Here is a 25,100-nt window from a genome sequence, read left to right as displayed (position 1 = left end):
TTTTGTTTTTATTAAAATTGTTAGAAATATGAATGTTATGCTACGATTCCTCCATCTATAATTCTCCAAGTGTTTGGAGTTCCTGTAAGAATTGCTCGGGCAGCTGCACTAGCTGACGTGTACTTAGCAGCTCCAAATGTAATTGATATTGAGGGTTTTACTGGTCTGGAGCTCCATCCGTTGTAAATGGCATCTAAATTTGTGGAAGATAAAGTTGTAGTATCTTTACCATACATAAAATCTGAAAAATTAGTGACATTCGATATATTCCAAGAACCGATATTTTGATTAAAATTGCTGCTGGAACTAAATACACGTGCCATATTAGTAATTTTGCTTGTGTCCCAGTTTCCAATAGGCTGGTTGAATGTACGTGAATTAGAGAACATTTGATCTATATTAGTTAATGCTCCTGTATTCCAATCTCCGATAGGTTGATTAAATGCAGATGCCTGACTAAACATAGCTGTCATATCAGTAACTTTAGATGTGTCCCAAGTTCCAATAGGTTGATTAAAGACTTTAGCATTTGTGAACATATAACTCATGTTAGTAATTGAAGATGTATTCCAGGTTCCTATAGGTTTATTAAATGCATATGCCGAGTAGAACATAAATCTCATATTAGTAACTTTACTGGTATCCCAATTTCCTATAGCTTGATTGAATACATTGGCATTTTCAAACATGCTATACATTGTTGTAACCTTACTTGTATTCCAATTTCCAATAGGGCTATTGAATGAAAATGCTTGATAAAACATTCTTGACATATCTGTAACATTACTAGTGTCCCATGATCCAATATCCTGGTTGAATTTTGTAAAATTTACATATGAAGAGCCAAACATACCACTCATATTTGTAACATTACTAGTATTCCAATTTCCGATAGGCTGATTGAACTCACCATTAGTATGAAACATTTCTATCATATTTGTAACTTTACTAGTATTCCAGTTTCCAATAGGTTGATTGAATACGAACGCAAGTAAAAACATGCCACTCATATTGGTAACAGAGCTAGTATCCCAGTTTGAGATGTCTTGATTAAATGCTTTTGCACTGTAAAACAAAGAACTCATATCAGTAACTGTACTAACATTCCATTCATTTGCTCTATTTATAGTTGAAAGTATTGTGCAGGAACTGAATGCATTAGATAACGAGGTGGTTTCACTTAAATCTAATATGTCTTCAACTGATGATAAAGTAAGATTTGCACATCCATTAAAATAACCTCCTTCATTTTTGCCTAGTTTTAATGTTCCCCATTTAGAAATGGTTAATATTTTTAATTTATCTCCCGTATTATTAAATTTCCAGCCTTTACAAGTTCCTGTGATCGTAATCGTGTAAGTACCAGAAGTAGCGTATGTATGCATAATTTCAACTTGATCATATGAAGTTATGGAATTTGACATACCATCACCCCAATCGACATTAAAAGAATAAGTACCAGAGCTAATCAAAGGCAGTTTTATTTGGGATGCGTTACTGGAACCTGTTGAAACATTATCAGTTTTCCAAGTAGAAATAAATGGAAGACCAACGGGTTTGCTTAACCCATATTCATAAAATAATAATGGATTCATAATTATACGTTTGAAATTCTTAAATAATCTGTGGTTCCGATACTCGAAATTGTGGCAGTACTTCCAGGAGCTCCGTTTAGTGCTGCAGTTGCATTAACCTGAACTAATGTTCTACCTGCTGCTTGTACAAATGTTATTGCACCTGTACCATGTTTTAAGTACGATGCATTAAAGTCCGTACCGCCATTTACAGTAATGTTTATTGCAGTTGCTCCATTACTAATGATTACGTTTTTACCGAGCTGTTTTTTTCCATTGGTATCTAACGTATCAGTCGTAATACTCGCAGTTGTAGTAATGGTAATTTGTGTTGGTTCTACGGCTGTTGATGTTGTAACAATATCACCAGATCCAAGAAGGGATACGCCATTTATGGTTTTAAGATTATTTTTAATTACAAGATTTGATAAATCAACATCAGAAGGTTTCAAATATTGAACATCTTCTAAGTAAGTTGATTTTACCACTAATCCGGTACTATCCGTTTTAAGTACTTTTGAAGATTGTAATGATGTTTTTTGGATATTACCAGTTTGACTAAGTGAGTAAAAAGTATCATCTGAATCTACTACTATAGTATTTGAATAGTTCAACCCTGCAGCAGAAATAGTGGTAACAACTCCAGTATTACTTATCTTTACAACCTTATTGTTTGTATTGGATACAAAAGATCCATCAGATAATTTAGCTATAGGAAATGTAAATCCAGAATCTCCATAAACGTTAGTTGCAAATGTGGTAACTATTCCAGCTAAGGTGATTTTATATAAAATGCCTCCTGAATTTGTATTCATTACATATAAGTTACCATCAATACCGTTACAAATGTCATACGCATTAGCAACTGTTGTTAGGGTTGTTAGGTCACCTGATAGAGTCAGTTTATAGATAGTGCCATGTAGTTCAACTGCATATAAATTGCTATCTACTCCTTGTACTATACCATAAAGATTTGGAGCCAGTCCTGCTTTAATTAGGGTGGCTGTTCCACTAGGATCAACTCTGTATATCTTTCCGTCAAGTCTGGTAACGTAAATATTGCCATCATTTGCTAAACATAAATACATTAGATTACCACCTATTGTAGAGAAAATAGTAGTAGTGCCTGTTGACTTAGATGTCTTGTAGATATTCCCGTCCTGATTTGCTGAATAATAATTTCCATCTTTAAATATCAAACTTATACCTTTTCCAACTGTACCTACCGCTGTAGCAAATGTGGATACTACAGCCACTGGTGATGAAGTAAGTTTACTTAATGTTAGCCCACTATTTCCATCTGTACCACTGTCAATTGAGACAGGTGTGCTAAAAGTAACTAGAGAACCATTATCAGTAATATTTGAGTCTGTGACATTATTACCTGATCGATTAAACTTAGCTACCCGACCACTGGATCCACTAATTGTAAGACCTCCACCAGGAATGGAAATATCTCCAGATCCCAATACAGAAATTCCATTAACGGTTTTAATATTTGTACCTGAAACTAATGTTGCTTGTTTAGCATTTAAAGCCGTTTGAGTAGCAGTAGAGACAGGTTTATTCAAATCGCTAGTATTGTCAACGTTAGAAAGTCCAACAGCCGTTTTATCAAGAGTCTGCCAAGTTTTATCACCTCTAAAGTATTGAGTATTATTACCAGGAGTAATAGTGTTTTCTTTGCCTGACAAATCAACTTCACCACCAATCTTCTTCTCCACACCATCACTACCCATAACATAGAAATCAGTAGTACCGGCTGTTTTTGCATATAATTTTGCGTGACCTGCTGTTGCCGTTGGAGCAGGATCAGAAGGAGCAGAACCGGCTAGGGTTAAAAAGCCATCTGTGATATCTGCTTTTTCGTTTAATGTAGTAAAAGAGGTTCCGGATACATTCCCGTCGTGCGTAATGAACGCTTTTTCTACGTCTTTTTTTCGAATACTGATTGCTTTTCTATTAACATTATCAGTGCTGGTATCAATAGTTGAAGTAGTTGCATTAGAACTGGAGTTCTGAACCAATTTTAAGCAGTTAGCACTATTGTTTTTAGTAATGGTTAAAACAGTATCCGCTGATGTATCATGCGTTAATTTTAATTCTCCATCTTTAGATTCATTACCAAGTCTATGAAGTACTTTAGTATCATCTGCATAAGTTGTAGGATCAAGAGAACCATCTCCTTTAACAAATTTAGCATCTGTCCCTTCTTCACTAACAAATCTTTTAGCGGTTACAATTCCCTCTGAATCGATTTTGGCTTTTATAACATTATCTTTAGTTACTTTTAAAGGATCACCGGTTGCTGCTGCCGAGGAGTTTAAATGTACACCGGTTCCTGCTCCGGTATTGGATAATTTAATGCCGGTTCCTGCTGCCGTATTTTGAACAGAGACTCCACTTCCAGCTCCACTTACAGTTACATCCAGTACTTTTGCACCGGTATCGGCTCCGCTGTTGGTTAACACGATTCCGCTCGTTGAAGTTGGAGTAGTGTTGTTAAAAGTTAAGATGCCATTTTTGGTTTCATTTCCTGAGGTATGCAAAAAGCTGGTGAAGTCAATTTGCTGGCCGGAACCTCCACCTGGATTTGGACTTAAATTTTTATACCAATAATCTACTTCAATATTTCTATTGTCAATGTTTGCTGCAAAAGTGATCACTGCAGTGTCGTAATTTATAGTATAATCTTTTCCTTCCAGTAATAACTGTCCGTTTTTAAATACTTTCACGCTATAGTTAACTGGTGGTTTGTCCAGACGTAGACTATTGTCTATAAAGTTGTTAAAGTATTCTTTAAGAGGCATGTAGCTGTTTCCGGTAATGATGCCAATGTTTTGTAAACCTGTACGTAAAAGGGCAGGTGTTACATAATGTTGATCATCGGTTCCTGTTTCGACCATTTGAAAATTGGCCTTGTCTTCGTCTTTATGAACGAAACTGTTAAAAACCTCTTGGAAGTCTCCCTGTGACGGAATATCGCCGTTCTCGAATTTGTAGCCAATGTTAGTTCTGTCTGTTGCCATGTTATTTGAAATTTATTTTCTTTCTGTAAATATTATTTTTGATTAGCTTGATTTTTAATCCCAATGAATAATTTTCATTGGGATTCATTGAAAAATTAAAGTGTTAGAATTTTTTCTTCATTGCTGTACATACCTGAAGAGTTTTCCGCAAGTACTTTGAAATGATGGTAAATTTTTTCGCCATCATTATTTTTAATAGTCAATTGATCTGTTCCCAGTTTGGTTTCCAGTAAAGGCAATGTCACGATTTTTTCATTAGAGATTTTCTCCTGAAGTTTATCCCAGTTTCCTTGATTATTCATCTTATACAAATGATATTTACCATTATGGACTGTTTTTTCCCAACTGAAAACAATTGGTTTTAATACAGATTCATTTGCTCCTGTTGGAATGCCGGAAGCTTTTAAAACTGGAGATTTTGGAGCAACATTATCAGCAATTACGGTGGCAGTAATTTTTGATGGCTGCGATGGTGTATAATCGATATTGATGATTGGATTAAGTTCGGTCGAACTCGGGTCAGCATATTCAATTTCTCTGGAAACAGTAACTCTGTAAAAAAGACCATCACCATAAGGAACACTTTCTAAGTCTTCAAATTCATCATAAACAGTCCAGACACTATCAAAATCAGTAGATAAAGTATTCTCATCGATCAAAATTTCTTTGACAGCAGTCATCGTTCTGATCGATTGTGCATCGAGCACATTTTTTGCACGATAGATATTTATTTTTCTGATGTTGTACTCCGGTTTATAAGAGTTTAATTCTATTTGAACAGCAGGTTTGATTCCCAAAATCGGATTTTCTAAAACTGGCATAATTCGTTTGATTTCCGGTGTCTGTGGCGGATTTGAAGGCACTAGTTTCACCGGCCCCAGGAAAGTACTAAACTCGCTGAAATTCATTTTAATATCCATTTCACGAACGCCATAGAAATAAATGTTTTGTGAATTACCATCCAGATTAAAATCAGTAAATTGTGTTCTGAATTCTTCAGGTTTTGTGATTTTCATCATTGGAGCAATGTCCAGATCCGGATTAGGGTATTTTAGAATATTTCCATTTTTGTCTTTAATGGTTTGTTTTTTATTGACAGGAACATAACTATTGTCTTTAATGTATTCATAAATCACTGGTACTTCAGTGAGCGGTACAAAAACGGCATGAATGGCCTGCTCAATAAAGTGAATTGCTAGCAGATCTTTTTCTATCCCTGCACTCTTAGGTATAATAATTTGATTGAGTGCAGTTAAAGCCCCTATCTCCGAAACATTTTGTTTTTGTGTGGTATTATGCCATTTGATGAATTCATTAATTTCATTTTTTAACAGGACACTGTCAGGAACCGGGAAGCGGTAATTTTTTGCAGAAACATTTTCAGGAGGATAAATTGCATAATTCGCTGCTTTTTGAAGCCCGTTAAAATTTAAGAAATTCTCCCATCTGTTCGTAAAATAAGTTTCATTGTTTCCGCCAAGTTTGCTTAGATTCTCGCGAATTTTTTTAATTGTTGTGGTCTCATATAAAGCATTTAATAAAGCATCATCGTTTGCCCTGTAATGCAGCATTCCGTATGGTTTGCGTGTGTATCTGCTTGTAAAGGTGTAGGTCGATCTGTTAAAAAAATCGGGTCTTGTAGCATAAAGAGGTCCTTTAACATCTTCAGGTTTAACAGGTTTTTCAATCCTAACCGCATACATTGGATTTGGTACACTAATTTTAGAATCAAAGCCATATAAATTGGAATGACTGCTAATTCCAAAAATTGAATAATGTGTGTTTTCTCCTGCTCTAGGCTGAATTTTTGCTGACGTGATTCCGTTTGTAGGATCTGCAAAAAGATATACTTTGTAATTTGGATAATAATTTACTTCCTGTTCTTTTGGTTGCTGTTCTTCATTTTTTTCAATGATAATATGATCATAAGCCGGATCCATTTCCTGAGTGCCGTCTTTTTTAATTTTAAAATGAGGGTCATTAATAGTTAATATTAAATCTTGATTTGTTCCAATATTATCCGCACGAACGACTTTAAAATCTTTTCGTGATTTTACGGGAATAGGATTGGATCCATTAAAACAACTTTTAGTAAATAAACGAACAGTACCATTCATCCATTCAACAGAATTTCCATTGTTTTGATTGAACTGAGGATGCTGCCCTAATTTTAGTCCTCTAAAAGTAAGTTTGTATAAACCAAAATGTTTTTGCTCAGTTGTAGGTAAAGGAATCGGATTTCCTTTTGAATCTAATACATATTCTCCTTTTTGATCTACCTGAAAAGCATCTTCCAGAACTTTTTCGATAATGACATTTTTATTCCATATTCCTCGTGTTTTTTCTATTTGTAAAGAATCATTGCCCTGACTGTCTTTTTGCTGCACAATTTCTCTGTGAACAGCTTTTAAAGCTTCAGGTAATTGAACCTTAAAACCAATTGGACTTGGCTGGTTCCAGTTTTCTGGTGTCAGCATATTCTCAACTAAAGAACATAATTCGTTTATCGGTTTTTTAATATCCTTAATTTGTTCAGAATTGATTGTAGCATCGCCATCTGAAATAAGACGGTCAGTCACTTCCTTTTTTAGTACTTCAACATTGGCATAACTAAATTTTTCACCAGTAGTAAAAACATTAATATTCTGAATGATATAATTTTGCTCCCCAATTGTTAAGATACCTCCAATAAATCTGTCTTTATTAGCATCAGTTAAGTTAATCTTAATTTCTTCACCGCTACTAAGGATTTTGTATTCCTTAATTCTAATAATTGAAGTAAGTTCATTTGTAAGGCTGTTTGAAATATCATCAATTTTGGCATGCTCAATTTGAGGAAGACTATCCCTGAAATAAAGTTTAAAATAATCGGCAAACAGTTCTTCATTATCCGGAAAAATTTTATCGCCAAGTAAGGCATCCTCCTTACTTACTCCATCAAGAATAGTATAGTTTAATAATTCCTGGGTAGCGTAATATTCGAAAAGGAGTCTAATATAAGTTTTGTCTTTTATGAGTTTATCGTCTAAAAGCGTTTTCAGTTTAAGCTGTTCACTCACTGAGGTGAACATCAACGGATTTTCTTCTGTAATCAATAAGGAATTAATACCGGTTGGGGGCATTAAGGTATTTTTTGGTTTGATATGAGAAGTGATTTCTAATTGGCTTCCGGATGTTGCTCTTGAGAAGATGTTAATTCCATATCCTTGATAAACATAGGTCTGTAAGCCCGTTTTTTCCTGACGAACATTTAAAAATGATTTCCCTGAATCCGGAATAATAATCGGAGCCGGCTCAAAAGAACCTGGAGTAATCCTATCTTTTTTGACATTAGAATACGCTGTGTCCGATGATAATTCCGGTTTTTGCCAGTTGACATCACCTTTAATTTTATAATCTACCCCGACGTAAATAGGGAATGTAAAAGAGCTTCCGTCGTATTCTTCTGTAGAGTTAAAGAAAGCAGTATTTACACTGTAATCTTTGATGTCACTCATAAACAAGCTAACATATCTTTTCTTACCATCAAAACTATATCCATCAGGATCAGTGATTTTTGAAGTTTGTTCATCTTCATCTGAACCTGCATTAAGTCCCGGTAAAAAACTACTTAATTGTACAGGAAGTGATAAACGTTCTGTGTTTACAGAAGTAGGAATACTCATAGAAAGGTGTCGCACTTCTTTTGTATTTAAACCTCCTTCTAAGTTCTTAAACGTTATGTATTCTGTTAAATAGATGTATTCTCCTGAAAGAACAGTTTCATCAATATCAATGCATCCTAAACCTAACATTCGGGCAATATGGTAGTCATTTGCAGCAATGTTTAATAAATCCAGATTTGATATCTGTGTTGAATTTTCAGCAAATTTTGCTTCTTCTCCTGGTTGAGGATCATTGACTGGAATATTATCTTTGAACTTAATCGTTTCCTGTGCAGTTGGATTTGTACCATCAAAGCTTAAGTCAATATAACTTTTAACAACTTGCTTAATGTTTTTATCATCCTGATTGGTTACACGCTTCCATTTATCCTTATAATTGTTTACGTTTACATATTCATCATCATTGAATTTTAACCATTTTCCGTGAACAGCATTTAATTTTGGCTCTAATTGTTCAAATGCTTTATTATCGTCAAGAGTCAAAGCATATTTTCCTTTTAGATCCCAAACCCCGTTGGTATTTGCATGTTGAATAAAATCGCCATAAAATTCAAAATTGATTTCGTTTAACAGACAGTCGTTTGCTTTAAATCGAATGCTTCTTCCATTCTCAGCAACCACACGTATTGTATTTATCTGAGCTGACGAGTAGGTCTTACGATTCGTAACCCTTTTTGATGCCACAATGGTGTTTTCGGCAACAGACAATGTTTCTAATTTAACACTGCCTGAGTTAGCTGCAGCGCTAAATTTAAGTTCTGCAGCAAAATATAATTCACTTTTGTTTTCAATTTCAATAATTTCATTACCATAAGCCCGAATAAAACCGGATGGATCTTCCATCGGATTAATACTCGCTCTTGTTTGCAAATATTTTGCTTTGTTTTTAAAGTGAACATAAATGGCTCTTTGCAGATTTGCCGTTTTATAAATCCATAACGCCTTTTGACGATCTACTGATTGTGGTTTGTCCCTTAAGTCTAATTTATGGACAACTTTGGTATAAGCAGCTCTATATACTTTTACAAAATCGTCAGGTTTGTTAAAATTAGAATGAGAATTAGCTCCGGTATATAAATCTCCTTTTGGAAGATGATTTGTCCCTAATTCTCCAGTTAAGAGCCATCTCAAATGAATTCCTCCTGTACTGTCAATACCTTTTGACCCTGCCGCTGCGATTTGTAAACTGGTAGATTGTAAAGCAGTTTTAGCTGAATTAAGGTCAACAACATGAATTTCTTTAGTTACATTAAAACTGATTTGAAATCCTTTAAGGTTGCTGACATTCGGTAAAAAAATCTTAGCACTGTAGTCGCCTAAAGCAGCAGGTGTTCCCTCTATACGAATTGCAGCTTCTACATTTGCAAGAGCAGGAATGACAACTGTATTTTCAAGTGTAAAAACAAGTCCCTTTAAGCTGCTCTCATTATGAATTCTTGTCCCTGCGGGTAGGGTAAGAGGAACACGGCTTTTATTTCTGAGGGTTAAAAAACCAGCATTTTGATTAACCGCAAGACCTTTCCTTAAGACAGGATAAACTAATTTATTTTGAGTAATACTCACATTTGGCAAACACCCAATCTGAGCGTTTGATAAATCAATACTTAACTGATTTAATTCCGCTCCTAAAGTACTAAAGTCAGGAACTCTGATATAATCTGTATTTAGCATAGACAGACCATTGCTTTTTACGACAGGCGGTTTCCCTAAAAAAGAAGTGATTGGAGTTATCAGTTCCGAAGCATTGTTTACGGTGCTGGTTACACCGTAAACAAAAATATGTGATTTGTCATTTAGATCTTGATATAAGTTTTTTAGTAAATCGCTGTCATTTGCCTGCAAACCATCAGTAACAACTACAATGACGTCTGGAATTACAGTTAAGTTATTTACAACTTCTAAACCAGATGCCCAGTGATCAGATTGTGGATCGACAGATCTTAAACTAAAACGATCAATCCAACTTGAAAAACTGGATGCATTTCCTGAAATTCTTTTTTGAATAACATGCTCCGATCTTGAATTGCTGTCGCTATTCGACATTCCGATTAACGAAAGCGTAATTTTGCTCTGAGCCTGAGAATTGATAAATGAACCCAGCCCTTCACGTATTTGCTGCGCTTCATTACCATTTATCGAACCCGATTCATCGACAACGATAGCGATATATGTTTCGCAACCTGAGGATTGGCTTTCTTGAAGATTTATAGAACTCATTTTTTTTTGTTTTTTAAAGATTTATATTTTCTACAGTTAAGATTACCGGTTCACCAACACGAACTGTTAATGCGGTGGCATGTTGTCCAGTGCTTCCGTTGTTATTCCACATTCTGTATTCAAATTTCAGTTTTAAACTGTTTTCAGTAATTTTTTTATTGTCATTCATGATTAACATCTGAGCGTAATCTTTAGAATACAATACTTTGTAGTTTGTATTAGCCATACCAGCATTGTCGACCACTGCAACAGTATTCTTAATTTCGTCTAACGGAATTTTAGGAATATTAAACGGTTCAGGGTTACGAACTAAAAGTGCTACAACCTCATTAGTTTTAGTATTGATAATTCGGTTAACCTCCGTAGACTGAGCAGGATCTAAAGGAGACATTTTTAAAATTCCCTCTACAGCGCGATCAAATAAATGCTGATATTTCAAAGCAAAAGCATTGCTTAACGGATCGTTCACGCCAAGAATTACATTGTTTAAAGAGGTGATCTGGTCTTCACTTAAACTTAACGGAACATCAAATAATGCTTTACGCACTGGCTCTTCACTTAGTTTATAACTATTCACCTGTTCTGCAAAGTCTCTGTATCGGGATGTTTGGAATCCAAATTGATGTACCAATACATTTTCTTTGTCAGTTGGAGTATTATCTTGATTTTCATCAAAATAGTTTTTCACTAAAATGGTATATAGTTTTGAAGGTTTTAAATCGGTTAGTTTTACCTCATATCCATAGGATTTTGGCTTAATGATGTCTCCAATCTGAATTGAACATCTCAATTCAGGCCTACTTCCTTTAATCATGTTTTGTAGCATTTCAATATTTAAAGGAATTCTAGGATCATTATCGTCAACCCATTTTGTATTGCTTTCTTCTGCTTTTGGATAACTAGTTACTGTTGTTGGTAATGGATACGGAATAAGAACGTCATTTAAAGGATCTTTAATAATCAGATTCATCACACCTTTAATTTTTGGTCTGCCTGCTCCATAATCTTCCCAATCGGTAAGCATGTGGTATACATAAGGATTTTTGAAGAACATTGAGACTTTACACTGCTCATTTCCGTAGAATGAAGGTTTAGATAATAACAAACTTCCATCAGCATTTGGATAAGAACGGTTGTAATCTAAATACTGTCTTAACGAAGTCAGTGGCGATTTTGACAACTCGGTCAATTCATTTTTAACCGAAGGTTTTTGACCAACAGCAAGTTTTTCATCAGGAACAGGGTAGTGACCAACAGGACCTAATGTTTTAAATCCGTAATAATAATCGAACTTAACTGGAGGATTATTGTCTACTTTATCTGTTAAAGTAAATTTTAAGCAGTAAGTTGAATTTGGTCTCCAAATGGGCTGAACCGTATTTTGAATCGCAGCCCCCATTGCTTTATTGTTTTCAGCAACAGCTTCACTACCAGGAATAGTTAGATTATGCTCAGCGCTTTCTTTTGTTAACCATCCGATTTGTTGAATATAAGTAGTGTAATCTGCTTCATTGTCCTCATCTGGATTTCCTCCTGCTGAACATACAACAGCGTTAATCCTTAATAATCTCGAAGACTTGACTGTTTTTAGGTACTCCGATTGAACTACGCTGTCTAATTCGGCCAGATTTGCAGTTGAACCTGTTAAAGTAGATGTAGACGACACAACCGAAACAGTCGTTATTGGATGTAAAGAGCAATTAGCGAATTGATCATTAAACAGTGAAAAATAAATTCCTTTTTCATTTGGTTTAGAAGAAAGCATTAGAATTTCATTCGCTGATGGTTCGTTTTGAATGTTAACAATAGTTGCTTTATCGTCTGCACTTCCTCTTTCAATAAGTCTTGTAAGTTCGAATGAAGTATTAAACACAAACAGATATTTTTGATTGTATGCAATAATCGAGTTGTCAGCCAGAGTATTATTAGTCAAATGAATTGCAGAATCAAAAATCACATCGTTTTTAACAACAGTAATAGTAGTTCCATCAATTTGAGCCAATCCGAATTGTCCGTTTGCCAGTTTAACAGTAAGCAGAACTTTACCATTTGCAAGTACTGCATCTGTAATCTCAGAAATTGACGGTTCAGAAACTAATTTGGTATCCTTAATTTCAATTGCTTTTGTATTTAGGTCAATACGAATACGGATGATTTTTTTGTTTTTTGTAATCAGGCTAAAATCAGTATTATCATGTTGAAGAACTTTATGAGCTACTTCGTCAATCTTTATGCGATGAACAAAAGAACGGTCAGTACCATTAATCCAGTTAATTTGAGTTCCATTTTCTAATGCATTAATCCAAAGCAATTCGTTATTCTGTAGTGGCAGTAATTTGTTGAAACTTGTAGAATAAGTATTGATATACTGTGTTCCGAAGGTTTTGTTTAATTCAGAATCAAGCTCAATAATTGCAGTTGCTTTGGCAGGAGCCACACAACCTACGATAAAAGTATCATCAATAATTGCCTCACCAATTCCTTTGCATTGATTAGCATCTAAAGCCTGAGTAATTAATAGATTATTATTTACAACCTGCATTGATGTCACTAAGCCATTCAACCTGCGTTCTCTTAACAGATGTCCTTTAGCATCAATTTGTGCAATTACAGTAGTGCTTGGAGTTGGATGAAATGAAATTAAATAAGTGTCATCGTATTTTAAAATTTTGTCAAAGGCATAAATTGCATTTCCTCTGTATCCATAGAAACGTGTAAACGTTAATGGGGTAGGAGCTCCAGTCGGATTATCATTACCGGCATCAGTTTTTAATTGAGCCAATTGCAATAACAATTTATTGTATTCTTCTAAATTACTAGGTTCAGTCATAATAAACTCACCATCCTTTGAAGCGTATGACTGACTAAATAAGGCTGCAATTTTATTTCTCACATCTAAAATGGCATCAGCTCTCGCAGCAACAGGACTAATTATAATCTTATCAATTTTATTTTTTAATGAAACATCGCTTTGGCTATCATATAAAGTTATAGCCGCTTGCAATTCAGCTTTAGTATAGGTCAATTCATTAGAAACTGCTCCCCCGACAGTTTTACTCATTTGAACTAATTTATAACCAGGTAATTTGTCCCCATCTTTAAAAACAGAAGTATAGGCACTTATTTTTACCTGTTTGGCATGTGTTGTTAGTTTTAGGCTTGGCTCAATTGCAGATTCAGGGAAAACAATTTCAAGTTTGTTATAATTTTTGAATGAAAGAGATCTTCTAAAACGAAAAGGGTTACTTTCTGTAGATATACTCATAAAATCCCCATTAATAAGTTCGCCATCTACAATTTCAGGAACTTCGCCAACAAGTTTAAAGTACAATCCATTAATCTTGTCTGCTTCGTATTGAGTTGGTACATAATAACGTTTTCCAATTCTTTTGTTTAAGAAATTGACAGTCTCCGCCTCAATTTTATCGGATACACAGAACAATTTAGAAGGAGTGATTCCGAATTGTTCCGGAACATGCCAGCCTGGTTCTCCTGCGCTTAGATATGAAAATGGATTAGTTGCCAAAACACGAATACTATCATATTGATCAACTACTTTTTGCCATTGTGCCCAGGGTAAATTCTCTACAAGCCCTCTGGAATCTGAATCAACAACAGCTTTAAAAGGATGATAAGGCACCCAGGAGTTTCCATTCGCAGAGCTCAATTCAATCGATTCAATCGAATATTGATGTTTTACCTGACGAAGTTTTCTACCTGATTTCGATGTCGCTTCAGGAGGCATTAAATCGGTATAATTTTTTGCATCAGCCGTGTATCCTCCAATTATTTTAGAAAGACTGTCATTTGGCAAGACTCCTTTAGCCAGTTTGATATCAATGTAGGTATCTAATGGGATTACTTTACAAATTGAACCCGGAGTAGGCATAGTATTAAAATAATTCAGCAAGAAAGCTTCATTGGTAAGCATGTGTACTCCTTTTACAGAATCGGCAGTTCTGTTATCATTAACGTCTCCATGAGTTCCCATCGGAAGTGGACTATAAGGTGTACGGTCAACAATTCGGTTAATATCCCACTGAAGCTCAATTAAGAATGTCTTACGAACTCTGACAAAAGCAATTTTGACACGTACACTTAATTCCAGTTTTGCATAAATCAGGAATGGTTTGAATGATTCTACAGAGAATATAGTATCTAAAACAATTTCAACATTGATGATCCAGATTTTAATCTGAATTCCTCCACCGGCAGCAATATAACCACCCATTTGTGGACGTTTGAATGAAATTTTTCCGCCCATTTCAAGATAGGCCCACAATTTAACTTTTGCAGGACCAAAGCTTTTCTCGAGTTTAAAATCTAATCTGGCACCTGCTTCGATACCTTGAGCAGACAACATTAAAAATGCTTTCGCAGTAAATAATGTCAGTATTCTGGCCGTGATTGGATCTTTTTTAGATCCTAAGTTGATGTACCATGGTTTTTGGTTTTTAAAGAAAAAACCAGCCTCTAATAAAGCGTGTAACTGAATGATTTCTCCACCTTGCTTAGGCATTTGAAAATCGGCTCCTGCTGCCATTTCCAGAGAGTTATCTCCAAAGGCAACCATGGCAAAGAATGGAGGAGTAGACTGATCTTTTTCAATAGGACCAAGTCGGTCACCAAGAACATTTAATCCTGCTTCGATATAAAATAAGGTAGGCAGAGACAGCAATAGCATTGCACGAAGTGTCAGGATACTTCCACCTGTTGTTTCAAATGTTGCTCCAGCTCCGATTGAAAATGGGGAATCATATTGTAAAGAATCCGGCGGACCGCTGAATTTTCTAATGTTGATACCCGCTTTTGGGTGTTTATAGAATTCATACCAGGAATTATCCGTTTTTAATCCGGCAGCTTTTTTGGTTGCTACGTATCTAAATCCTAGTAAACCTCTAAAACCGGTAATCGAAATAAATCCAAGCGGAATTCCTGTTGGTAATTCAATACTTGCATCAACTAAGAAAGCAGGGTATTTTGGAGCAAAACGCATTCCGACACTTCCTGAAATTTTAGGCTTTGGTAATTTTAAAGAAACCTCTCCCATGAATTCCGGTGAAACCCCTGGCTCAGGAAGTGAAATCATACCGTGAATGATAGCCATAGCAGATTCCTCAGAAGCCGTTCCCGGAATCATCAAATCGACTTCGATAGTCTGAATCCTGATGAAAGAAACGGGCTTTTTGTCAGCGTCGCCATCTATATTATCTGTAGAATAATAATATTTAATACCTTCACCACGAGCATCTAATCCTAATGGATTGACACTGATAGCACCATCAAATCCCCAGAAATTATATTTACGCTCGTTAATTTGAGTTGAACCAAAGTTGATATTGCTCACCGCCATCTGAACCGGTCCAAGATTTACAGACAAACTAATCGGAATCGGAATCGAACCGCCTTCGACTTCAATATTTCCATCGCTGTAAATACGAAGTTTCTCTACATCAAAGCCCTGGCCTTTTGCCAGTTTGTTCATTAATGTATCCTGTGGGAATGAAACATAACAGGAAGTTCCTACGTAATAATCGTCATCTTGTTTTCCTAGTTCGAAACTATGAAAATCAAAGTTTACCAAGCCAAATAAATTGGCTTTAGGTTCGCTCGCTTTATCAAAAGAGGCGGTTAAGTTAAAATCTCCGTCGTCGTATAAGTGTCCTTCAATGTCAACACGAAAAGGTTTATTTTCTAATGGATGATCTTTAGGATATTTTAATTTATTAATTTCTAACGCGCCCTTTATGTTAGAAGAAACAACTCTGTTTTGCTTAAAAGAAATATCAAACTTATTAAAACCAACTTTGAAACTGTTCGCTAATTTGAACCACATATAATCTTTTTCAAGAACAGGGTTTGTTGCAACTAAGGATTCTAATCCAATGGTTCCGGAGATTCCGCCTTCAGTACCAATTAATAATTGTTTTCCAGTAATTTGCAGTGAAGCATCATTTTCTTTTTTGAACCATTTTCCAGGTAATTTAATTGTTGCTTTTTCAGCATACACTCCTCTAAATGCAGCTCCTCTTCCGTCAGCATCAGCTTCAGGAATATTTTTATCTCTGCTTAAATCTATTTTTAATCCCGAAAACTCTGCAATCAATCCAGTGTTTCCAATCATAGATCTGTTTAAACTAAAACTGGAGATATTATTAAAGATAAATCCGCGATTAGAAGAATATTCTAAGCTTCCAACATCAAACTTTAAATAACTAAAATAGTTTTCCGGTAATGGATCATCCAGTGCTATTCCGGTAACATTTTCGGTACCTGTGTAAACGGGCTGTAGCCATTTGTGAGGAAATTGAAGACCTACGCTAATTTCGTTAATAGCCATTCTAAACTGAAGCGTTAAAGCTTCTTTGATATTTTTTTCGATATTGTCAAAATAGCGTGCAAATAATTTCTTTAAACGATCTAATCCTTCATTGCCTACATTTAAAAGATTATCGTAAGCAAATTTTAGCAAGTCAATGTCTAAACTTCCAATTTGCTGTGATAAGTGCTCTACCTGATTGTCAAAAGATGCATTGGTGTCATTTAAAGTTGCTAAAGCACCTGTATGTACACTATTAAACTGATTAACAAAATCAACCAGTGCATTTGCACCCGGGTAAAATGTATTGATAAGTTCATTTAAAAATGTTTTTTCGTTGATTTCGGCTAATTCAAAAAGAATTCGTAAAACAGATTCAACAGTATTATCAAATGATTCAAAGTTGAAATCATTGATATATTTTAGAATAATCCAGGAATAATCAAAACTGATTGGAATTTCAGTGTTGCCATCGACAGTTGGGTTCAAAACTAACTTTAAATCCTGCGCTATAGGAATATCAATTCCTAGAGAATTGTACGTGGTTAATGTCATGCTATAAAAGCCAGAGGAATTATCATAGCTTTGACTGGCAATAAGATTTTTTACAAATACAGAATCAAAAAGACTGGCAAGTGCATCTCTAATTGCCTCTAGCTCATTTGGAATCTTGTCCAATGGTAATAATTGGCTTAATGACGGGTGCATTATTTGATTTGACATATTTTTAAATTTATTTCTTTGTTAGTGGTTTGTAGATTACGATTCAAAATATGTCTTTTGAAAAAGACATAAGTATGCTGTATTCCTCTCGTGAAAGAGAGGACAGGAAAGGTTTTGAAAAGTATTTTTGAATTTGTTTTACTACTTAATATGTAAGTAGATTTTTTGATGCATGAAGCTCTTAATTAGCTGTTTGTTTCTTTTTGATATTGCAAAGATTCACAAAAAAAAGTGCTTTAAAAAACGACTGCAAGGTTGTTGAACACTTGTATTGTAATACTTGACAGAGTTGTACAGAAAGTGAACAACTATACTTTTTGGACGGTGAAAAAGGTAGTCTTTTAATGAAAAGAAAAGAGGAATTTCTCAATATTTAGAAATTGAGATTGTGAGCTCGAATTGAGCGCTTTTTTAAAGAGTTAGAGATATGAATCTCAATTGAAATAAGAATTTAAATGCGCTTACGGAAAGATGACGTCAGAAAAGCTGTCTGTGCTTTAAGTTAAGTAAAACTACCTTTTACTGCGCTTTATTTTAAGCGCAGTATTGGGATAGTATCTTGTAAAAGATTAGTTGTAATATTCGATTTTTCTTTCGGCAACCAAAGTGGGCTCACCACTCGGTGTTCCTTCAAGGAACATATTGCATTTTATCCAGTTGTTGTGGCTGTCGTATTCGTAGGTGTAGTAACGAACTTTTACTGCGAGGTTTTGTTCTGGATTGTCAGGGACAAATTCTTTTTGTATAAGATCTCCTTGCTCGTTATAAATCTGTATAAAATTTTTGGTTGGATTGGAAATTTCTCCAGGTCCGGTAACGAGACATTTAACTTTTTCTACGTAATCTTTGGTTGGATGATAAATATATTCATCTTTAGCTACAATTTTTTCACAACCATACATGGTTACTTGTATTATCCTAGCTTGCTTATCGTATTTATACTGTAATTGTAAGTCGTCGCAAAAAGGACTTTCTGTACCCATATCTGTGTAAGCCATGTTTTTACTAAAAGAACCCCTAATTATTTTTTGGTTTATAACAAGACCATCTCTATCATAAATAAACAATTTCCGAGTACTTAAATCTCCATCATTTGGCTTTTTTTCATCTATTATTGGAGCCACTCGATAAACGCAAAAAGATTGTTCTTCTTGAATTCGTCCTTGTTTGTCATAGATGTAATTATAAACATCTACATCATATTCCTGCCATATTTTATCTCCAATAATTACTGTATCTTTAGGGACATTGATTTTGTTTAACTTTTGAAGTAAATTATGATTTTGTATTGGAATATATTGTTTTAGTGATATTTTATACTTGTTTTTTTCTATCCAATCGCTCTCATCATACTCATAAGATTTTAATTTCTTTTTATCGAAATTAATTACATAGTTTTCACTTAAGGAAGACCCGAGCCTTTCTTTGATTCGGCCAAGTCTATCAAAGTGTATATATTTATAACCATGGATATCATTATTACGCAAAAAGTCACTTTTCTCAGCTTCTATTAAGTTTTGTTTCGCAACATCCATTTTTGAATAAACAACTTTTACGGAATCTTTTAGATTTTGACCGGTATAATCATTTCTTTTTTCAGATAGTAAACTGCTATATTCTCGTTTAGATTGTGCTTTACCATTAATTGGGAATAGTAATATATTGAGTAACAAAATTGAAAGCAAAAATTTCATAAATATCGTCTTGGTTTTTTTATAAATGTAGTATTAATTATTTAAAGATAAAGATATTAACCTGATTTTATGCTCATTTTTTTTAATGATTTTTTGAGATTATTCTTCTAATCGTTTAAAAACTTTTTTTCCCTCTATACGGGCATTGGTACCTGATGGTACGAATATATCGCGAATGTTTTGATAAATAAAACGTAAGGGATCGTCTTCTTTGAAATAAGAAATTGCACCTTTTTCATATAACTTTGCTTCATAAGTTAATGTTGCGGATGCATCTAGTCCAACACCAGCGGTTAATAGTGCTCCGCCTCCTTTTACAACTCCACCAAATCCACCACCTAGCGTGCCTTCCAGTGTTATATCAAGTTTTCCTAAATCGCTAATGAAACTAAAAAAGTCTATAATATCAGAGGTATTGTAATCTAAATCTTTTGGCTGTTCTCCATCCATATACAAATTGGCATCTATTACACCTTTAACATATTTTTTAAAAACATTCAAATATGTATTAATTGTTGGTTTTTTGCTGTCATCTTCATCGTCAATCATTCTATCTATTTTCCATAAAAGACCTCTGATCTGGCTTCCGGGAATTCGATCTTTCCCATACAGATAGGTGTAGTATAATTCACCATCTATCTTTTTTTTATGATTCTCATTTTTATTATAATCTTTGATAGCATTTTCGATTTGAATTCTGTATTTTAAAATATCTGCATCAACTTTCTTTTGATCAGATACCTCCGAGTTAACGATGTATTTTAAATATAGTTTTTTTAAATTAAATTCAACAACTTGACGAATTAAGCTTGGATTAATCTCCATTTTCATATCAAGTCCTAAACCAGCTATAACGAAAAGATTATCGGGACTTATGTTCTCTAGGGTTGCATTTAATATGGTTGTAGTCAATTGTATTTCTGTATTTCCTTTATCCCCTGAATTATATGCGTCAACAGTCCTATTTGTAAGACTATTATCATTGACAACTTTTTCAACTAATAATTTTTTTCCTCTATTATCATGTAAATACCCAATTTTTTTGTGATATTCAATGCTTTTAACCAATTTAAAAATACTTTCAAAATTATAATCATGACTAGCTCCTCCTTTAAACATATCGAATAGAACCCCCATGTCAATATTATATTTTACTTCTGTACCTGGTTGACAAAGACTGTCTACATCACCAGTATAAGTCGCAAAATATATTGATACCTCGGTTTCAACATTATTATCTAAATTATCACTTCGTTTATATTTGAGAGATCTATTATTTGTTGAAGTAATGGCATCAAGATCTATATGATTAAAAGCAAAATCTAATGCATTTATTAAGTTGGGACTTGATTTTCTATTAAGTTTCCAGTTTATTCCATACATTAATCCCACGTCAAATGATAAGAGATTAGTTATAAAAGATGTTACGCCTCCAATTGGGGTAATTCCAGCGAAAAGTCTATTAAGAAGTCCCATTTTTATATCAGTATCTAGAACAGCTTTAACATAGTTTTTGCAATCTATTTCAATATTTTCGAAAACCCTATGCTTTTCTTCACTGGTATAGGGCATTGTACCATATTCTGCTTTAAAACTTAAGGAAACACCTGCATTAAAATTAGTATCAATGCTTAAACTTGGTAACTTATTTAAAATATTGCCAGCCTCTCCATAACTTCTATTTGTATTTTGTACCTCAGGATGTTCTGAATTTTCGGTAGGCATTCTGAGGGCATTCTCGCTATTTGGTCCTACTTTTGCAAGAAGCCCCGCACTGACACTAGGATCCATTCCAATCTCCATATTTGTTAAATATTGATTTGGATCAAGATTAAGTATTTCAAAATGATTTAAAACTTTGGCCAAAGAACTTATGATTGATCCTGCAAAAACACTCATAATCATTGTCAATAATGCCGTTTCATCTTTTCTTACTGGAAAAGTATACTCTGTCGATAAACTGAAATCTATACCAACACTAGCACTAACACCTGTCCCGATTTCAAATTTTCTTCTAGATCTTCCATGTCCAAACCTTTGGCCTAACTTTACAGTGTATCCCTGATATTCATCTAAAGAAACGCCTAGTGTAGATTTTACTTTGTAAACTATTTTAAGTTCCTCTCGATCAGTTATCTCACGTTTAAGGCTTTTTTCAATTTCACCTTTAGTATTAATAGGAAGCCCCCAAGTAGCATTTGCTTTAGCATCGAGTACACCACCGAGCCCTCTGGGCCATTTACTAGCTACAGAAACAGCAAAATTGTAAGCAGACTTAAAAAAGGCAAGAGTTTCATCATATAATTTTTTAGCGTCATCTTTTACTTCATTGATTACAGAAGAGAGACTGTCAATAAGAATATCTAACCCATGATCAACAACATAATCCATTATTGATGTCGGAGGAGCCCCCGGAAATATAGGAGGTAAAACAACAGGAACTAACATTTCATTATATCTAAAACTTAAAAAATAAAACATTGAATCTGCAAACTGTCTTGAGGGGATTCTAATATTTTTGCCCTCAACCATTTTAAAAGAAGTAGTATTTCCTTCAGTATCAAAATTAATTTTGGCCTTTGGATTCAAACCTTCCATTTTTTTTAAAAAGCGATTGTAATTTGGAAGAGCTGATTCAGAATCAGTTGTTTTAACATTAAAAATATTTACATCGTCAAGATGACTAATTTTATATCTTTCATAGCCATTGTCTCCTATTACTCCCCATTCCTTTACTTCTTCTCCTACTTGTTCTATATTATAATAATAAATCAGATTAAGATAAAACTGATATCGAGCATCTTCGCTTCTTTTATCTTTAGGAAATAATTCTCTCTTAGGTAATGTGAAAATAATTGAATTATCGTATGGATTTATTATAGGAAATCCGTTAAGATCACCGCTATAGTAATTGTCTATTACGATTTGTGAAAGAGTATCGCCTTTCTCTACTTTATGTAACTTAGCATTATCGTCATCAAATAATAAAGGAGGCGTATTTTCTTCTTCTAAAGAAAAATGTACGAGAGGAATTTCTGTGTTAGAAAATTCAAGGTTAGTGTCTATAGTTTTTAAACCAACTGTTAGTTCAGAATTGTCAATTTTTTTTTCTTGGATAAATTTTTGAATTTGTTGATTCTTTAAAAGTTCATTTCTACTTTTGTGAGAAGGATTTACTATTGTAATCTTATTATCGTTACCATCTTTGTGTACAACGGACCCTGTAATGACAGAATCAGTTACAACTTTTAGCATTTCACCATTTTCGCTTAATGAAACAAAATATTCATATTTGTTATTATTAAATGATTGTTTGAAATTTAATTGTTTTTTAGAGGAGCTTCCGATGTATTTTTTGTTTTCTGCATCAAAGAATTCATTACCAAAAAATTTTCGGTCAATTGCAAGTAATGTTTCAGAATTTACTGTCCCTGTTTTTCGGATTCCGTCCCAGTCTTGAAATTTCTCTATAGCATCCTTTAAATTTAAGTCAAATTTAAATGTATTAGTATCCAATTTAGTAATGACATAATTAGGATATATATCATTTCGCTCATTGATAAAATTTAGTGCGACTTTGATTAATTTTACAGCCTCATTTTCAACTCCTATTTTTAATGGACTATTTATTGTATCATTTTTTGCAAGCCTTACTAAAAAAGGATTATTGCGAAAAATTACATTCTGAAGGGTACCTCCATTATTACTATTGACAAGGTTTTGTTCTGCTAATGGAATATTACGTATAGCATCTTTTGATATATATATTGGCATAGTTTAAATTTTATTATTTTTTGAATTTGTACCTAATTTGCACTCGTTAAACTAATAGGTAAACTATTGTACGTGATGTCATTTGTAGAATTTGAAATATCTAAGTAAAACAATGTAGCATCCTCATTTTCCACCAAAACGGGCGTTCCTAATGTTAAAACATAGTTCTCCAAAGTATATTTTTCATAATTTTGATAGGTATGTTCCTTACATTTTACATATAAAGGATGACTAGGAAATTCGCCTTCTGTTTGTTGATATGTTTTTAAAGCATTGTACTCATTGTGAGTGAAAGTAATAGCTTCAAAGGTTTGAAAAATAGAATCATATTCACTTAAATCCCCTGATCTTGAATAAGAAAGAAATTTGAATATATTGTTTTCATTTTGAGGATCTGGAATTGAAAATTTGCGTAATTCGAAGTTTAAATTGTTTGAAGTTTTTACGATCTGATTTAAAAATCCTATGTGTGGATTTGTAGTATTTTCATAGTCATAATCCGATGTTTTGAAACTTAAATTAAATTTTCCTTTTCCGATTAATGAAATTGGGCTATCGGGCCTGTTTTTGGTGCTTTTATAAAGAGTACTATCTTTGAAACTAAAGAAGGTTACGTGATTTTTGTCAACTGCAATACCTGAAGTGGGTAAATATGCTTCGCCTTTTGATGAATCAATAATGACTGGTGAATTTATAGAAGAATAAGTATAGACTCTAAAATCGCCATCGCGAAGGTTATCAAAACCAAAAATATTGTTCATCTTTAAGGAGAAAAAATTATTCCATATTGATGAAATGTTTTTTTTGTCATTTCTATTTCCTTTTGTTGATTTTTTTAAGAGATAATAATTTGCACCTAATTTGTTATCATCATATCTCCAGTTCTTTAATTTTATAGCTTCTGATTGTTCCAATTCTATTGAATTAGTATTGTCATCACTAGCAATTATGAAATGTTTTTTTTGAGTAGTATCCTTTTCTGTTGAAATCTTACCAACATAAGAAGATAAAAAGTTTGCATTTACAGGGCTTCCAATTCCAATAGGAATTTTGACATGAAACCATTTTTTACTGTTATTATAAGTTTGATTGGTAATTTTTAGAATAGGCCAATTGGTATAATAGTTCATATCAGTATATACAGCATCCTTTATATTACTATCTGCAGAATAAAAACCAACTTTTAGGTCGTCTTTGAACTTAAAGAAGTGATTGTATGAGAAACCCCAATCGTCTCTGATGTCGACGTAAACAGTATTTTTATTGTAAAATTTCTGTAAGAAGTTGTTACCATTATCGGCTCCTTTTACTCTTAATCCTTGATTTTTTGTAGCACCATAGAGCGCTGTGATGTCAAGATAACTTAAGATCTCTTCTTTTTTGAATCTATTGTTGAATTTTAGTTTAAGTTTTTCAACTTCGGTTAAAGTACTGCCAATGTTTAACTTTTCAATTTCAAGAGTGTGGTTAGAAGCTTTTAATAACTTTAAGGTTGGTTCATAACCAATCATATCCAATATGACTTCGATTCCTGCGAGAGTTGATCCACCGGCAAATTTTCCAATTTGACACCCGCCTTCTACGATTAAAGGATGGAAATTGTCTGTATCATCGAAGAAAATTTTTTCGACAAAAGTACTATCGGGAAGGTTTGAAAAACCTAAACCTAAGCAATCTGACTTAGCAATTAAAGTGGTACTATTTTTTGCATTTAGTTTATTCTGTATCTCTTTTATTACTTTAAGAATATTACTAGAATCCCACGAGCCATCTGTTTCAGGGATATTTCCGAGATTATCGACTAATGAGGATTTTTTAATTCCTCTGTAAATGAATATTTTTGCGGGGAAGCCACTAACGTAAGTATTTAATGGGAGTAATGCGATGTTTAACAATGCAGGATTAGCATTTGGCATTGCCAGTACTAAGGACTTTGTAATGGCATAAGCAGGAGCATTCTCAGAAACAGAAAAATTATTATCTAAATTGTATTTTTCAACATTCCCAACGTCGGGTTGTTGTCCAAAAGCTAATTCTGCTAATTGATCCGTTTCTATCGAACTCTCTTTTGTGAAAAAAAATATTTTTGACATAGGTTTGTTTTT

7 protein-coding genes are annotated in these 25,100 nt (G+C 33.8%); all 7 read right to left on the bottom strand.

Annotated elements, in window-relative coordinates:
- Window positions 1-35: 35 nt before the first annotated feature.
- Complete coding sequence (locus AC3IS6_RS20950; protein WP_489162203.1) at window positions 36-1,385, bottom strand: BspA family leucine-rich repeat surface protein; 1,350 nt, start codon at window positions 1,383-1,385, stop codon at window positions 36-38.
- Between the two features lie 212 nt (window positions 1,386-1,597).
- Window positions 1,598-4,603 carry a hypothetical protein gene (locus AC3IS6_RS20945; protein ID WP_489162202.1) on the bottom strand — a complete coding sequence of 1,002 codons (3,006 nt, stop codon included), beginning with the start codon at window positions 4,601-4,603 and terminating at the stop codon, window positions 1,598-1,600.
- A 95-nt stretch (window positions 4,604-4,698) separates the two neighbouring features.
- Window positions 4,699-10,485 carry a hypothetical protein gene (locus AC3IS6_RS20940; protein ID WP_489162200.1) on the bottom strand — a complete coding sequence of 1,929 codons (5,787 nt, stop codon included), beginning with the start codon at window positions 10,483-10,485 and terminating at the stop codon, window positions 4,699-4,701.
- Between the two features lie 13 nt (window positions 10,486-10,498).
- Window positions 10,499-17,527 (bottom strand): hypothetical protein, encoded by a 7,029-nt coding sequence (locus AC3IS6_RS20935; RefSeq protein WP_489162198.1) that lies wholly within the window; start codon window positions 17,525-17,527, stop codon window positions 10,499-10,501.
- Between the two features lie 569 nt (window positions 17,528-18,096).
- Window positions 18,097-19,221: a hypothetical protein gene (locus AC3IS6_RS20930; RefSeq protein WP_489162197.1), complete on the bottom strand. Its 1,125-nt coding sequence runs from the start codon at window positions 19,219-19,221 to the stop codon at window positions 18,097-18,099.
- Between the two features lie 99 nt (window positions 19,222-19,320).
- Complete coding sequence (locus AC3IS6_RS20925; RefSeq protein ID WP_489162195.1) at window positions 19,321-22,995, bottom strand: hypothetical protein; 3,675 nt, start codon at window positions 22,993-22,995, stop codon at window positions 19,321-19,323.
- A 32-nt stretch (window positions 22,996-23,027) separates the two neighbouring features.
- A complete protein-coding gene (locus AC3IS6_RS20920) occupies window positions 23,028-25,088 on the bottom strand; it encodes a hypothetical protein (protein WP_489162193.1) in 2,061 nt (686 codons plus the stop codon).
- Window positions 25,089-25,100 lie beyond the last annotated feature (12 nt).

It is taken from the genome of Flavobacterium sp. KH_035 (genome assembly GCF_057839565.1).
The sequence above is the reverse complement of the archived record's forward strand: the minus strand, read 5'-3'. Positions and strand labels throughout refer to the sequence as shown.

What these genes read in the sequence shown, in the direction of transcription:
- AC3IS6_RS20920 (WP_489162193.1), bottom strand. Translation starts at nt 25,088, where the DNA reads ATGTCAAAAATATTTTTTTTCACAAAAGAGAGTTCGATAGAAACGGAT.
- AC3IS6_RS20945 (WP_489162202.1), bottom strand. Translation starts at nt 4,603, where the DNA reads ATGGCAACAGACAGAACTAACATTGGCTACAAATTCGAGAACGGCGAT.
- AC3IS6_RS20935 (WP_489162198.1), bottom strand. Translation starts at nt 17,527, where the DNA reads ATGTCAAATCAAATAATGCACCCGTCATTAAGCCAATTATTACCATTG.
- AC3IS6_RS20950 (WP_489162203.1), bottom strand. Translation starts at nt 1,385, where the DNA reads ATGCATACATACGCTACTTCTGGTACTTACACGATTACGATCACAGGA.
- AC3IS6_RS20930 (WP_489162197.1), bottom strand. Translation starts at nt 19,221, where the DNA reads ATGAAATTTTTGCTTTCAATTTTGTTACTCAATATATTACTATTCCCA.
- AC3IS6_RS20925 (WP_489162195.1), bottom strand. Translation starts at nt 22,995, where the DNA reads ATGCCAATATATATATCAAAAGATGCTATACGTAATATTCCATTAGCA.
- AC3IS6_RS20940 (WP_489162200.1), bottom strand. Translation starts at nt 10,485, where the DNA reads ATGAGTTCTATAAATCTTCAAGAAAGCCAATCCTCAGGTTGCGAAACA.